Annotated in this window: 16 protein-coding genes; all 16 read right to left on the reverse strand. The window is 35.2% G+C overall.

Annotated elements, in window-relative coordinates; genetic code table 11:
• Positions 1-27 precede the first annotated feature (27 nt).
• On the reverse strand, positions 28-780 hold the full coding sequence (recO, locus tag HT586_RS07845) for a DNA repair protein RecO (RefSeq protein ID WP_203545548.1): 753 nt from the start codon (positions 778-780) through the stop codon (positions 28-30).
• A complete protein-coding gene (gene era, locus HT586_RS07850; protein ID WP_203545549.1) occupies positions 780-1,682 on the reverse strand; it encodes a GTPase Era in 903 nt (300 codons plus the stop codon). The genes recO and era overlap by 1 nt, the downstream gene beginning before the upstream one ends.
• Positions 1,672-2,085, reverse strand: coding sequence for a cytidine deaminase (gene cdd, locus HT586_RS07855; protein ID WP_096076328.1), 414 nt, complete (start codon positions 2,083-2,085; stop codon positions 1,672-1,674). The genes era and cdd overlap by 11 nt, the downstream gene beginning before the upstream one ends.
• A gap of 10 nt (positions 2,086-2,095) precedes the next feature.
• Complete coding sequence (locus tag HT586_RS07860) at positions 2,096-2,440, reverse strand: diacylglycerol kinase family protein (protein ID WP_096076327.1); 345 nt, start codon at positions 2,438-2,440, stop codon at positions 2,096-2,098.
• 2 nt (positions 2,441-2,442) lie between these two features.
• Complete coding sequence (ybeY, locus tag HT586_RS07865; RefSeq protein WP_096076326.1) at positions 2,443-2,907, reverse strand: rRNA maturation RNase YbeY; 465 nt, start codon at positions 2,905-2,907, stop codon at positions 2,443-2,445.
• Positions 2,907-3,851, reverse strand: a complete 945-nt coding sequence (locus HT586_RS07870; protein ID WP_111744838.1) for a PhoH family protein — start codon at positions 3,849-3,851, stop codon at positions 2,907-2,909. The genes ybeY and HT586_RS07870 overlap by 1 nt, the downstream gene beginning before the upstream one ends.
• 66 nt (positions 3,852-3,917) lie before the next feature.
• A complete protein-coding gene (locus tag HT586_RS07875; RefSeq protein WP_096076324.1) occupies positions 3,918-4,346 on the reverse strand; it encodes a PH domain-containing protein in 429 nt (142 codons plus the stop codon).
• Between the two features lie 78 nt (positions 4,347-4,424).
• Positions 4,425-5,006, reverse strand: a complete 582-nt coding sequence (locus HT586_RS07880; RefSeq protein WP_096076323.1) for a hypothetical protein — start codon at positions 5,004-5,006, stop codon at positions 4,425-4,427.
• An 11-nt stretch (positions 5,007-5,017) separates the two neighbouring features.
• Positions 5,018-6,010 (reverse strand): flotillin-like protein FloA, encoded by a 993-nt coding sequence (gene floA / locus HT586_RS07885; RefSeq protein WP_096076322.1) that lies wholly within the window; start codon positions 6,008-6,010, stop codon positions 5,018-5,020.
• Positions 6,011-6,025: 15 nt separating this feature from the next.
• Entirely contained in the window at positions 6,026-6,658 is a 633-nt protein-coding gene (locus HT586_RS07890) for an NfeD family protein (RefSeq protein ID WP_096076321.1), read from the reverse strand.
• A gap of 174 nt (positions 6,659-6,832) precedes the next feature.
• Entirely contained in the window at positions 6,833-7,009 is a 177-nt protein-coding gene (gene rpsU / locus HT586_RS07895) for a 30S ribosomal protein S21 (protein ID WP_041636032.1), read from the reverse strand.
• 118 nt (positions 7,010-7,127) lie between these two features.
• Positions 7,128-8,483 carry a tRNA (N(6)-L-threonylcarbamoyladenosine(37)-C(2))-methylthiotransferase MtaB gene (gene mtaB, locus HT586_RS07900; protein ID WP_203545550.1) on the reverse strand — a complete coding sequence of 452 codons (1,356 nt, stop codon included), beginning with the start codon at positions 8,481-8,483 and terminating at the stop codon, positions 7,128-7,130.
• Positions 8,484-8,619: 136 nt separating this feature from the next.
• Positions 8,620-9,357, reverse strand: coding sequence for a 16S rRNA (uracil(1498)-N(3))-methyltransferase (locus HT586_RS07905; RefSeq protein ID WP_203545551.1), 738 nt, complete (start codon positions 9,355-9,357; stop codon positions 8,620-8,622).
• A gap of 1 nt (position 9,358) precedes the next feature.
• Positions 9,359-10,294 carry a 50S ribosomal protein L11 methyltransferase gene (gene prmA, locus HT586_RS07910; protein WP_203545552.1) on the reverse strand — a complete coding sequence of 312 codons (936 nt, stop codon included), beginning with the start codon at positions 10,292-10,294 and terminating at the stop codon, positions 9,359-9,361.
• 2 nt (positions 10,295-10,296) lie between these two features.
• Positions 10,297-11,415, reverse strand: a complete 1,119-nt coding sequence (dnaJ, locus tag HT586_RS07915; protein WP_096076317.1) for a molecular chaperone DnaJ — start codon at positions 11,413-11,415, stop codon at positions 10,297-10,299.
• 91 nt (positions 11,416-11,506) lie between these two features.
• Entirely contained in the window at positions 11,507-13,333 is a 1,827-nt protein-coding gene (dnaK, locus tag HT586_RS07920; RefSeq protein ID WP_096076316.1) for a molecular chaperone DnaK, read from the reverse strand.
• Positions 13,334-13,343: the final 10 nt, after the last annotated feature.

The raw sequence follows: 13,343 nt of genomic DNA on the forward strand, positions 1-13,343 counted from the left end.
CCCATGATTACCATTCATGAGTGCTTTTTATTGTTGATTCATCTGATTTAACTGTTCAATAATTTTACGAGATTTCAAAAATACGCCTACAAATTCATCGTACATTTTAAAGACAAGTGATTCCATCTCTCGGACTACTTCGTCACTAATTTTCATCCCGCTTACTTTATCCAGAGGTACTTCATTGAGTAGATATAGCAAATACAATGCTTTATTTGATATACGGATAGCATGAGGGTCATCTATTAATCCGAACTTTGTCACGACACTATTATATTTAAACGAATATGCAACAAAATCTTTATGGTCCAATGCACCGTCATGTGCACTGTATTTAAAGTTGGGTTCATACCCATAGAGCGACATCATTTTGAGTGAAACAAATAATGCAATTAATGCCTCATTATCTCCCTCCGAAATCCTATCCAGACCAAATTTCAACAACTGAAACACTTGTTTATTAGATGTATCATCATCGAGACCTCTATCTATTATCTCAACAATATATTGTGCATAAGTTAACTTCATTATGTCACTACGAATTGAATAATGACTTTCTATTATGTCTACAGAACTAAGCGTTCCCATTCCTTTAAATTGTGAAAAGATAAATAGATTTTCATAGAACAAATCTAAACCTGCACCATACTTTGTTGATTTACGCGCATTTCTAGCCATCACTGCTACTTTTATACCTGCTTCATTTAAAAAAGTGATAATCAAATGATTATCACCATATTCTACTCTCCTGATAACAATACCAACAGACTTTTTAAGCATTAATATTCATCTTCTCTATAACCGATTTGACGAATAAAGTTCGGTTTATTACGCCAATCTTTTTGTACTTTCACCCAAAGTTCTAAATAAACTTTAGAACCTAGTAACATTTCGATATCTTTACGTGCATTTTGACCAATTTGCTTTAACATTGAACCTTTCTTTCCAATAATAATTCCTTTTTGAGAATCACGTTCGATATATATAGTCGCCTCAATATCTACCTGGTCATCAGAAACACGTGTCATCTTTTCAACTTGAACACCGATGGCATGGGGGATTTCCTGACTTGTTAAATGCAGGGCCTTTTCACGAATTAATTCTGCTATGATAAATTCTTCCGGATGATCTGAAATTGTATCTTTCGGATAATACATCGGTCCTTCCGGCATATAACCTTCAATCACTTCCACTAATCGATCAACATTATTTCCTTGTAGTGCTGAAATTGGCACTACTTCAGCGAATGGTAACAAGTCCTTATATTTTTCAATTTCTTTAATCAGTTGATCTGGATGAATCTTGTCAATCTTATTTAAGACTAAGAAAATCGGTGTCTTGTTTGATTTTAATAGCTCAATGATAAATTCATCACCACGCCCTAAACTTTCTTCAACATTTACCATAAATAATATCGCATCTACTTCTCGTAATGTATTTTTAGCGATTTTCATCATATAATCACCTAATACATGTTTTGGTTTATGAATGCCTGGCGTATCGATGAATATGATTTGAGATTGTTCTGTTGTAAGTACACCTTGAACTTTGTTTCTTGTAGTCTGTGCTTTGTCTGACATAATTGCAACTTTTTGTCCAAGCACTTTATTCATAAAAGTTGATTTTCCCACATTGGGTCTACCAATTATCGCTACAAATCCTGATTTAAAATTATTTGACATCTTCTAAGTCCCTTCCTGAAAATCCTAACGGTAATAAATCATCTACGGTACGTTTGATCACATCACCTTTAATATTTGTTAAGTATACTGGCATTTCATCTTCGCATAGCTCTTTAATTACTTGTCTGCATGAGCCACACGGAGATGAAGGTGTTGGTGTGTCAGTTGTAACAACCAACGCTTCAAAATCTCCTGGTTTATACCCTTGAGCTATTGCTGAAACAAGTGCAGTACGTTCTGCACAGATACAATCACCATATGCTGCATTCTCAACATTACATCCATCAAATGTCGTACCATCTTTAGCGATTAAAAATGCACCCACTTTAAAATTTGAATACGGTGTATATGCTTTTTCTCGTGCTGTCTTAACACCATCCAGCCATTCATTTTTAAATTCCATAATATTCCTCCTAAAATAATTTGATTATATAAGGTATGAAAATGATTATTCCGATAATAGCACTCATGATTGATGATAATAAAACTGCAGACGCGGCTGTATCTTTAGCATGCTTTGCTAGTTCATGATAATCTTCTGTGACAAGGTCCACGACATATTCTACTGAAGTATTTATCACCTCCATAAACAATACAGAAAAAATCGCAATAATCACAAACATCCATTCTACTTTTGTAATTTGAAAATAAAATGAAAAGATAGTTACTAATACCGCGGCAATTAAATGAATAACAAAATTAATATCTTTTTTTAACAACGTTATGAAACCTTGCACTGGATATAAAAATCGTTTCATCCTTATTCTCTCGTTAAGCCGTAAGCATTTAATATTTCATCCTGGCGTCCAAACATTTTTTTCTCATCTGCTTCATTCATATGATCATATCCTAAAAGATGTAATAGTCCATGAACTGATAGGAATCCTAATTCACGTTCAAAAGAGTGACCATATTCTTCTGCCTGCTCTTCTGCACGTTTAACACAAATAATAATGTCACCTAAAACACGAGGCGCATCCGGCATTTCAAAATCTTCATCTTCACCCTCTTCTAAAGCAAAGCTTATGACATCTGTAACACTATCTTTATCACGATATTCTTTATTGATACTTTGTATTTCATCTTCATCAACAAAAGATACAGCGACTTCAGCTTCTTCATCAATACCTTCTTGTTGTGCAGCAAATTGCAATAACTTTTCAATTTCTGATAAGTGATCTGCAGCAATCATTTCGTCATCATCTATAAAATCAACTGTTAACATTATTCATCACCTTCATATGCATTAATAATTTTACCAACTAATGGATGTCTCACAACATCGGCAGCATCAAAATGATGCACTTCTATACCACTTACTTTACCCAACCTCTGAACAGCTTCCACTAAGCCACTCTTTACACCTTTTGGTAAATCAATCTGTGTTTCATCGCCTGTTATAACCATCTTTGAACCAAAACCTAGACGTGTTAAAAACATCTTCATCTGAGCATGCGTTGTATTCTGTGCTTCATCTAAGATAACAAAAGCATCTTCTAAAGTTCTACCACGCATATATGCAAGCGGTGCAATTTCAATAACACCACGTTCCATTAAACGTGCCGTATGTTCAGCACCTAATACAAAGTGTAATCCATCATACAAAGGTCTTAAATATGGATCAACTTTCTCTTTTAAATCTCCAGGCAGAAATCCTAATGATTCTCCTGCTTCAACAGCAGGACGCGTCAGAACGATGCGCTTCACTTTGCCATTTCTTAACGCTTGTGCAGCCATAACAACAGCTAAAAATGTCTTACCTGTGCCTGCCGGACCGATTCCAAATACGAGATCGTTATGTTTGATATGGCGTATATACAGACGTTGTCCCATCGTCTTAGCACGAATCGGTTTACCGAAAGCATCTTTCGTGATTTCTTCATCGTATAGGTCACTTAAATACTGCAAGGTACCATTCGTTGCCATCTGTACCGCTGACTGAACGTCACGTAAAGAAATGGAAGTACCTTTACGGATAACAGTTAACAGACTTTTTACTACGCTTTCTGCAACGACTACTTTCTCATCTTCACCATATATTGTTAATTCCTGACCTCTTGTATGAATCTCAACATCAAATGATTCTTCTAAAAACTTCAGGTGTTCATCTTGGTTACCAAGCAACGCTTGAGCTTCATTGATATTATCGAAGCGGATAATTTGAGACATTCAAAAACTCCTTTAAGTAATATTAATTTAACTTTATCAAACTCATGCAGAACAAACAATTAATTATCACTGAACAGACTCATTCATAACAGGCTTTACAACCTGTTTAGTTGATTTATTCAGATTTTGTACGTGTATATATGGATTGATGCTAATGAGATGCTTTATAAATTGATTGGTTTCTACAGGTTTTACAACAATCTTTTTATTCTTACTTACAATTTCAATATACGTCATATTTCTAATGTGTATAATATTTAATAAATCAATGTTCAGTATGTTAATCTTGTTTGTTTCAAAACCCTTTTTAATAACTAAGGTGTGATTTTCTATAGCATAATATTCATGCAAGATAATATAGATTAATAATATTCCGATAACAATTGAAGCAATCCCACTCGTCAAAAAATTCATAAAGCACGCTAATATTATTAAAATGCTAACGATGAAGACCATTACTTTCTGGAAATTGTTGTTACGACTTTTATAGATCATATTATCACCCTCTTTTATTTTATCAAAAAATTTAAAAAAATAACTATGATACGCAAATTATTTTGCGCATCATAGTTATTATCTTCTTGCTTTTGGAGGACCTAGTATTTCACTATATATAATCCCTTTAAGTGTATTTTCGGGTGTGAAATCTACAAGTGAGCTTGCTCTATCAATATCATCTTCCATCCGTATCATATTGATGCGATTCATTTTCTGTCTTGGTGACAGATGGGAATCAGCTTCAATTGTTGCTATACGCTCAGCTAGTGATAGCGTTTCCTTTGTCTGTATCTTTTCTTCGAATGCCTGAATTTTCTTAGCAGCAGAACGTTCTATTGGACGCTCTTGGTCTTTCGCTTCTGCTATTTTATTTTTTACTTGTTGTTCTACATTTCGCGTTTGCTTATTACCTTTTTCAATGCGTTGTTCAATTTCTTTTAATTTCGCTTCCGGGTTCTTTTTGAAATCGGTAAACTCTTTTTCTAAATTACCCATTGATTTCTGTAACTGAGAAAATACATTTTTAGAATTCACTTGTTGCTTACTCGATATCGGACGTTTTACTTGTTTCGCTTTTTGTTTATTAGCATTCTCATTTATTGATGAAACAATGCTAATAACTGTAAAGATAATAAACACAATAAATCCCGTACTCATCTAATCACCCTTTATTTTTTAGGCGTGTCACTGCTATTTGGATCAGTCATCTTATTTATAGAATTTCTCATCCCAGTGTCTGATTCAATATTCTTTAGGTTATAATAATCCATAACTCCGATATTTCCGGATTTTAAAGCTTGTGCCATTGCCAATGGTACTTCAGCTTCAGCTTCAACAACTTTTGCTCTCATTTCCTGAACTTTCGCCTTCATCTCTTGTTCTTGAGCTACGGCCATTGCACGACGTTCCTCTGCTTTTGCCTGTGCAATATTTTTATCCGCTAATGCTTGTTCAGTCTGTAAGTCTGCACCAATGTTCTTACCGATATCTACGTCTGCGATATCAATCGATAGGATTTCAAACGCTGTACCGCTATCTAATCCTTTACCTAATACAGTTTGAGATATCATATCCGGATTTTCTAATACAGAGGTATGTGATGCACTAGAACCAATTGTTGAGACAATCCCTTCACCAACACGAGCAACAATTGTTTCTTCCCCAGCACCACCGACTAGACGCTCAATATTTGCACGTACTGTGATTCTTGCTTTGGCTTTCACTTCAATACCGTTCATCGCAACACCCGCAATAAATGGTGTTTCAATTACTTTAGGGTTAACTGACATTTGAACTGCTTCTAATACATCACGACCTGCTAAGTCAATTGCTGCACCACGTTCAAACGGTAAATTAATATCAGCTCGTTGTGCTGCGATGATTGCATCAACAACGCGGTCAACATTCCCACCAGCTAGATAATGTGACTCTAATTGATTTGTCGTTAAATGTAATCCGGCTTTATGCGCTTTAATTAAAGGATCGATTACACGTCTTGGCGATACACGACGTAAGCGCATCCCAACTAATGTACCGATGTTAACTTTAACCCCTGCAGCTAATGCTGAAATCCATAAACCAACGGGTACAAATGAAAATAAAATCATTAAAAGAATAAGAACTACAAATGCGATAATACCGATTGTTATTAATCCTGCCATAAAATTCACTCCTGTTTATTTTATTTCTGTTACTACAACTCTTGTGCCTTCCACTTCAATAATACGAACTTCTTTCTCACGTTTAATAAATGCACCATCACTTACCGCATCAATACGTTTCCCTTGATGAATAATAATACCTGAAGGACGTAATTCCGTTAATGTAGTTGCTGTTTGTCCAACAAGATGGCTTCTGTCATCATGAGATGTATATCCTGACTCTTTATTCGTTGAATCATGGAGGACAACTTGAGAGAAAATCGGTATCGTCTTCTTTAAAAATTTCACTAAGATCACCCATTCTACAATTGCAATAATTAAACAAATCGCTACAAAGACACCCATTTTAGCGACGTTATCACCAATCAGTAAGAAACTAGCAATAATGCTTAACATACCTATAATACCTAATATCGCTCCCACAACAAACAGCTCCAGGACTACTAAAATAATACCACCTAAAAACAAAATTATAGATAATGCTTCCATCTGATTATTAAATAAATTTAGTCCGAGAAAACTAATTGCAGCAATACTGCTGATGATGCCTGAAATACCTAACTTCGGTGAATACAATTGCCACAGACCTGTAGATACCATAATAATCATGAGCAATAAAATCACACCATCATACGTACTGATTTCCAATCAAACACCTCCTTACTTATATTATAACTTAAATAATTTAATAGTCTGTAAATTATTAGTTTTTTTAAGGTAAATTTAAGGTAGCCCTTAAGGTATATGTTTTTAAACTATATAAAAAAAACACACCACAAATGTGGCGTGCCTATCTATAAATAATATTTGAGGGAGCAATTATTATTTAAATTTACGTTTACGTGCTGCTTCTGATTTCTTTTTACGTTTAACACTTGGTTTTTCGTAGAATTCACGTTTACGAACTTCTTGAATTGTACCATTTTTTGAAACAGTACGTTTGAAACGACGTAAAGCATCTTCGATTGATTCGTTTTTACGAACTACAGTTTTAGACATTTAATTTCCCTCCCTCCAAATATCAACGGAACATATTAAACATAGATTTATTTAAATAAATATTTCTATGTACTAAAATATTATAATAGATTATCAATCTACGGTCAACACTCATTTTTTAATTTACAGTAAGTTCCTTATTTTCTTCTGTCTTTTTATATATATTAGGGATTACTTTAACAAATTGTCCTTTATTCATCGGATAGCCGGCTTCAGTTATCTTAACTTTTACAAGTTCACCGATTAAGCTTTCGTCAGCTTCAAATTGTACTTTTAAGTAATTATCTGTGTAACCGACCAGCATTTTTTCAACGCTTGCTTTCTCTTCAGGAATAACTTCTAATACTTCACCTTCAAATCTGCTAGCATATTCTTTAGCAAGCTGATCTGACAGACTAATTAAGTGATGTACGCGTTCATTTTTCACATTCTCATCAATTTGATCCGTCATACGCGCTGCTGGTGTACCTGTTCTCATTGAATATGGAAAAACATGCAGTTCAGAAAAACCATGTTCCTGAATAAAATCATATGTTTCCTGGAATTCCTCTTCTGTTTCACCAGGGAATCCAACAATGACGTCGCTTGTCACAGCAAGTCCAGGCATAATTGCATGTAATTTTCTTAATCTTTCTGAGAAGTGTTCCATCGTATATTTACGACGCATACGTTTTAATACTGTATCGCTCCCAGATTGTAGTGGAATATGTAAGTGACGTACAACCTTTTCACTTTTATCGATGACATCAATCACTTCATCCGTTAATTGACTTGCTTCAATAGATGAGATACGGATACGTTTTAATCCATCAATCGTTTCTAAATCTCGAAGCAGTTGTGCTAAATTATAATCTTTTAAATCTTCACCATAGCCACCTGTATGGATACCTGTTAAGACAATTTCCTGATAACCAGATTGAACAAGCTGTGTTGCTTGTCTTACGACTTCTTTCGGGTCTCTTGAACGCATCAATCCTCTTGCCCATGGGATGATACAGAATGTACAGAAGTTATTACAGCCTTCCTGAATCTTCAGTGATGCACGTGTTCTATCAGTAAAATATGGTACGTCTAGCTCTTCGTACGTACGATTCTTCATGATATTTGTGACACCGTTAATCGGTTGTCTTTCATTTCTAAACTGTTCAATATACGGTAACATCTTATTTCGATCTTGTGTACCGACAACGATATCAACACCCGCAATGTCCATAATTTCAGCTGACGATGTTTGAGCATAACAACCAGTTACACAGATAACCGCTTCCGGATTACGTCTGATGGCACGACGAATAACCTGACGACTTTTCTTATCCCCAGTGTTTGTCACGGTACAAGTATTAATCACATAAACGTCTGCATTTGTTTCAAAATCTACACGCTCATATGATGCTTCTTTAAATAATTGCCAGATGGCTTCAGTTTCATAATGGTTTACTTTACATCCTAAAGTATGGAAGGCAACAGTTGCCATTTATTTCACCTCATTTTATTTTCGTTCAATAAATCACATTATATAAAAATAACATTAATTGATAGGAATTTCAATCTAATCATTATAAAAGACAGTGGGATGCAATGTCCATCACACTGTCTTTTATAATAAATTTTTATGATAGTTCAATATGATAACCTATCGCGCTCAGTAAATATAGTGGGGCAGTTTCTGCACGTAGTATTCTAGGTCCTAAACCAATTGTGGGTGCATTAAATTGTTTAATTTCTGTTTCACTCAATCCACCTTCCGGCCCAAAGATAACGATTACCTTCGTGCCAGATTCTAATCTTTTTAATGTTTGATTGAGCACAGACGTTTCATCATTTTTAGCAGATTCTTCGTAAGCAACGAGTACAATATCATAATCATCTAATAATGCAGCTAAAGCATTACTATTCTTTACAACTTTAATTTCAGGTATAATCTGACGATAACTTTGTTCTGCTGCCTCCTTTATTATTTTCTGAAATCTTTCTACCTTTTTTATCATTTTCTTTTCATCCAGCTTAATCACAGTATGATCAGATATAAAGGGCAGGAAGCGATACGCACCGAGTTCAGTCGCTTTTTGAATCATCCATTCATATTTATCGTTCTTTAAAAAACCGCTTGCGATCGTAACTTGTACAGGTAATTCTGTATTCAGCTCTAACTGTTCACGGGTTATTACTGTAATTTGATTATCAATAGCAGTAATTTCACTTATAAAACTAGCATTGATAAAATTAATGATGATTTTACTTCCAGCAGTTTGACGCATCACATTCTTTATATGATGTACATCCTCTTTATCGATAATTGCATAGCTTTTATTATTTTCAGCTTCAGTATTTACAAAATAACGCTGCATGTTATGCCTCTTTTCTAGCGGCAATCGCAATCCAGCCATTTTCACGCATAATTTCTTCTATCTTATAACCAACGCGTTCCAAATGTTCAACGATCATTTCTTCTTTTTCTAAAATGATACCTGAAGTGATCAGTAGACCATTGTCATTTAATAATGCAAAGCTATCATCAATCATTAAATCTACGATATGCGCTAATATATTTGCAAAAATGACATCACGTTTTTCACTTTCACCTTTTAATAAGTTACCTGGTTCCGCTTGAATCGCATCCGCACAATCATTTTTTTCAAAGTTATCCACAGCAACACGTACTGCCACACTATCCAGATCTAACGCTTTAATGGGTGCAGCACCTAATTGATGCGCTGCTATACTTAAAATGCCTGAACCAGTACCGACATCAATAACAGATTGATTTGGTTGAACATATTTCTCTATTAATTTTAAACACATCGATGTTGTAGCATGATCGCCTGTACCAAATGCCATGCCCGGATCAAGCTTAATGATAAACTCGTCATCGTTTTGGTTCTCATAATTTTCCCAGCTTGGTACAACAACAAATCTTTCTGAAGCTTTAAATGCATGAAAATGATTTTTCCATTCATTTGCCCAGTCTTCTTCCTGAACCTCATCAGTAGTAATTTCTAATCTTGTAACTTCAACATCCTGTAATCCATTAATTTTTTCTTTGATTTCATCAATGATTGCATCAGAATAATCTAATTCACTAAAATACACTTTTACACGTACATCAGATTCTGGGTAATCATCTGGATTTAACTCATAGATTTCACCGTACGTTTCAATACGACCTTTAACAAGTTCTAAACTATCTTCTATAACGACACCATTTGCACCAACTTCATTTAATATATCTGCAATAAATGGTTCAAGCTCATGGTTAATCATCAATGTTATTTCTTTATAGTTCATTATTATTCCCCTTTAAAGAAGCGTTTTGTTTTATCGAAAAAGTTTGAAGGTTGTTCGTTAATTTCCGTACCATCTATTTCAGCAAATTCTCTTAATAATTCCGCTTGTCTATTTGTCATCTTCACAGGTGTTACTACATTGACAGTGACATATAAGTCGCCCTTACCATAGCCGTGTACATTTTGAATGCCTTTTTCTTTTAATCTGAAACGTTTACCAGTTTGAGTACCTGATGGAATTGTAATCTTCGCTTTTCCTTCCAACGTAGGCACTTCCACTTCATCACCAAGTGCCGCTTGAGCAATTGATAAGTTTAATGTATAGAAAATATCTTCCCCTGCACGTTCAAAATGAGCATGGTCAGCAACTTTGAATACGACATATAGATCACCAGCAGGACCACCATTAATACCCGGCTCACCTTGATTAGCTAAACGGATTTGTTGTCCAGTATCAACACCAGCTGGCACAGTGACTTTAATTTTAACGGTTTTAATTACTCGACCTGTGCCGCCACAATCATGACATTTTTCATCAAATGTTTTACCCGTACCACCACAATCATGACATGGTCGTTCAGTTCTTACACGACCAAACGGTGTATTTTGTTCCACCTGTACATTACCACGCCCGTGACACGTTTTACAAGTATGTACTTCAGTTCCAGGTTTTGCACCGCTGCCATCACATGTCTCACAAGTTACTTCTTTTTTAACTGAAATTTCTTTTTCAGCGCCAAATACCGCTTCTTCAAATGATATATTCATCTGATATTGTAAGTCATCACCTTTTTGAGGGGCATTAGGATCGCGTCTGGCACCACCGCCAAAGAACGAACTGAAGATATCTTCAAATCCACCGAAACCGCCAAAGTCCTGACCACCAAATCCAGCACCTTGACCCATACCTGCGTGACCAAATTGATCATACTGTGCTTTCTTCTGATCGTCACTTAATACTTCATAAGCTTCTGCAATTTCTTTGAACTTTACATCTGCATCTTCTTCTTTATTGATGTCCGGATGATATTTTTTTGAAAGTTTTTTATATGCACGTTTAATTTCTTCTTTAGAAGCACCTTTTTGTAAACCTAGGACTTCATAATAATCTCTTTTCGCCACTTTTCATTCTCCTTTTCTAACTACTTAGTTAAATATGCTGAAAGAAAAAGCCAAAGTCAATAAATTGACTTTGACTTTATGTTATTACTTATTATTTTTTATCGTCATCTTTAACTTCAGTAAAGTCTGCATCTACTACATCATCTTCAGGATTTGTGTTTTGAGCACCTTCTGCACCTTGTTGTGCAGCCATCTCTTCATATAATTTCATAGATAATGCCTGAACGATTTCATTTAAACTATCTTTTTTCGCTTTAATATCTTCAATATCATTGCCTTCTAAAGCTTTTTTAAGTTCTTCTTTTGCAGATTCTGCTTTTTCAACTTCAGCAGCGTCCACTTTACCTTCTAAATCTTTAATCGCTTTATCAGTAGCAAATACTAATTGATCAGCTTCATTACGTAAATCTACTTCTTCACGACGTTTTTTATCCGCTTCAGCGTTTGCTTCTGCATCTTTAACCATGCGATCGATTTCTTCGTCACTTAATGAAGATGAAGACTGAATAGTAATTTTTTGTTCTTTTTGAGTACCTAAATCTTTCGCTGTAACGTTAACGATACCATTTTTATCGATATCAAATGTTACTTCGATTTGAGGCATACCACGTGGTGCTGGTGGAATATCAGTTAACTGGAAGCGACCTAATGTTTTGTTATCTGCTGCCATTTGACGCTCACCTTGTAGTACGTGAATATCAACTGCAGGCTGGTTATCTGCTGCTGTAGAGAATACTTGTGATTTAGATGTCGGTATTGTTGTGTTACGTTCAATTAATACCGTAGAAACGCCACCCATTGTTTCAATACCTAGAGATAATGGTGTTACGTCTAATAATACAATATCCTGAACATCTCCAGTTAGTACACCACCTTGAATTGCAGCGCCCATCGCTACTACTTCATCAGGGTTAACACCTTTATTTGGTTCTTTGCCTAATTCTTTTTTAATTGCTTCTTGTACTGCTGGGATACGTGTAGATCCACCAACTAATAATACTTCGTCGATATCTGAATTTGATAATCCAGCGTCTTTCATTGCTTGACGAGTTGGCCCCATTGTACGTTCAACTAACTCACGAGATAAGTCTTCAAATTTCGCACGTGATAAAGTAACTTCTAAGTGTAATGGTCCAGCTTCTCCAGCTGAGATGAACGGTAATGAGATTTGAGTTGAAGATACACCTGATAAATCTTTCTTCGCTTTTTCAGCAGCATCTTTCAAACGTTGCATAGCCATTTTATCATTTGATAAATCTAATCCATTTTCTTTTTTGAATTCTGCAACTAAGAAGTCTATGATTACCTGGTCAAAGTCATCTCCACCTAAACGGTTATCACCAGCAGTAGATAACACTTCAAATACACCGTCTCCAAGTTCTAAGATAGATACGTCAAACGTACCGCCACCTAAGTCAAATACTAATACTTTTTGTTCTTTATCAGTTTTATCTAAACCGTATGCAAGTGCTGCAGCAGTAGGTTCGTTGATAATACGTTCAACTTCTAATCCAGCGATTTTACCAGCATCTTTTGTTGCCTGACGTTCTGCATCGTTGAAATAAGCTGGAACAGTAATAACCGCTTTAGATACTTTTTCACCTAAATAGCTTTCTGCAGTCGCTTTTAAATTTTGTAAGATCATTGCTGAAATTTCTTGTGGTGAATATTGTTTGCCATCAATATTTTCTTTATAGTCTGTACCCATATGACGTTTGATTGAGATGATTGTGTTTGGGTTAGTGATTGCTTGACGTTTTGCAACTTCCCCAACTTGTGTTTCACCATTTTTAAATGCTACTACAGATGGTGTAGTACGGTTACCTTCAGGGTTAGCGATAACTTTAGGTTCGCCACCTTCTAATACAGATACACATGAATTTGTTGTTCCTAAGTCAATACCAATTACTTTACTCATTATATAATTC

This window comes from Macrococcoides bohemicum (genome assembly GCF_016865215.1).
GTDB lineage: Bacteria > Bacillota > Bacilli > Staphylococcales > Staphylococcaceae > Macrococcoides > Macrococcoides bohemicum.

What these genes read in the sequence shown, in the direction of transcription:
- HT586_RS07870 (WP_111744838.1), bottom strand. Translation starts at nt 3,851, where the DNA reads ATGTCTCAAATTATCCGCTTCGATAATATCAATGAAGCTCAAGCGTTG.
- HT586_RS07905 (WP_203545551.1), bottom strand. Translation starts at nt 9,357, where the DNA reads ATGCAGCGTTATTTTGTAAATACTGAAGCTGAAAATAATAAAAGCTAT.
- HT586_RS07880 (WP_096076323.1), bottom strand. Translation starts at nt 5,006, where the DNA reads ATGAGTACGGGATTTATTGTGTTTATTATCTTTACAGTTATTAGCATT.
- dnaK (WP_096076316.1), bottom strand. Translation starts at nt 13,333, where the DNA reads ATGAGTAAAGTAATTGGTATTGACTTAGGAACAACAAATTCATGTGTA.
- cdd (WP_096076328.1), bottom strand. Translation starts at nt 2,085, where the DNA reads ATGGAATTTAAAAATGAATGGCTGGATGGTGTTAAGACAGCACGAGAA.
- ybeY (WP_096076326.1), bottom strand. Translation starts at nt 2,907, where the DNA reads ATGTTAACAGTTGATTTTATAGATGATGACGAAATGATTGCTGCAGAT.
- recO (WP_203545548.1), bottom strand. Translation starts at nt 780, where the DNA reads ATGCTTAAAAAGTCTGTTGGTATTGTTATCAGGAGAGTAGAATATGGT.
- floA (WP_096076322.1), bottom strand. Translation starts at nt 6,010, where the DNA reads ATGGCAGGATTAATAACAATCGGTATTATCGCATTTGTAGTTCTTATT.
- rpsU (WP_041636032.1), bottom strand. Translation starts at nt 7,009, where the DNA reads ATGTCTAAAACTGTAGTTCGTAAAAACGAATCAATCGAAGATGCTTTA.
- prmA (WP_203545552.1), bottom strand. Translation starts at nt 10,294, where the DNA reads ATGAACTATAAAGAAATAACATTGATGATTAACCATGAGCTTGAACCA.
- HT586_RS07860 (WP_096076327.1), bottom strand. Translation starts at nt 2,440, where the DNA reads ATGAAACGATTTTTATATCCAGTGCAAGGTTTCATAACGTTGTTAAAA.
- HT586_RS07875 (WP_096076324.1), bottom strand. Translation starts at nt 4,346, where the DNA reads ATGATCTATAAAAGTCGTAACAACAATTTCCAGAAAGTAATGGTCTTC.
- mtaB (WP_203545550.1), bottom strand. Translation starts at nt 8,483, where the DNA reads ATGGCAACTGTTGCCTTCCATACTTTAGGATGTAAAGTAAACCATTAT.
- era (WP_203545549.1), bottom strand. Translation starts at nt 1,682, where the DNA reads ATGTCAAATAATTTTAAATCAGGATTTGTAGCGATAATTGGTAGACCC.